The sequence below is a fragment of the Roseateles sp. P5_B10 genome, from assembly GCF_056400485.1.
This window is the reverse complement of the sequence record NZ_JBFULE010001541.1, coordinates 1-640: the sequence shown is the minus strand read 5'-3', so window position 1 is coordinate 640 and position 640 is coordinate 1. Positions and strand designations below refer to the sequence as shown.

Annotated in this window: 1 protein-coding gene; it reads left to right on the top strand. The window is 62.8% G+C overall.

The annotated features are described in order from the left end of the window. Nucleotides 1–82: 82 nt before the first annotated feature. Nucleotides 83–640: amino acid ABC transporter permease (locus AC1DU6_RS34480; RefSeq protein ID WP_477862981.1), on the top strand; the 558-nt coding region annotated here is incomplete at its 3' end.

Here is a 640-nt window from a genome sequence, read left to right as displayed (position 1 = left end):
CTACCTCACCTTCTTCCTGCCGCTGGTGATCGCCAGCCGGTGGATCGAATATCGCTACAGCACGGGGCGTTGAGCGGATCGCATGCAGGATTTCCTGGACAATTTCGCCAACTGGGATTCGCTGTTGCGGGTCTATCCGCTGCTCCTGCAGGGGCTGATCTATACAGTCTGGCTCGCGGTGGTGGCGCTGCCGCTCGGCATTCTCGCCGGCCTCGCCATCGCCGTGCTGTACAGCTTCAAGAACCGCTGGGTGAATATCGGTCTCCTGATCTATATCGATCTGTTCAGGTCGTTCCCCGTTGTCGTGCTGCTGATCCTGATCTTCTACGGGATGCCGTTTCTCGGCCTGACGCTCGGCGGCTTCACGGCGGCCGTGCTGGCCATCGTGCTCAACAATTCCGGCTACTTCGGCGAGATTTTTCGCGCCGGCATCCTGTCCGTGCCCCACGGCCAGACCGAGGCTGCCCGGGCGCTGGGTTTCAAGCCGCTGCATGTGGTGTTCTCCATCGTGCTGCCGCAGGCGGTCCGCAACGTGCTGGCGCCGCTCGCCAGCAATTCGCTGGAACTCGTCAAGGCGACACCAATTGCCGCCTTGGTCGCGCTGCCTGAACTGCTGCGCTCAGCCCGCGTCGCCCAGGAG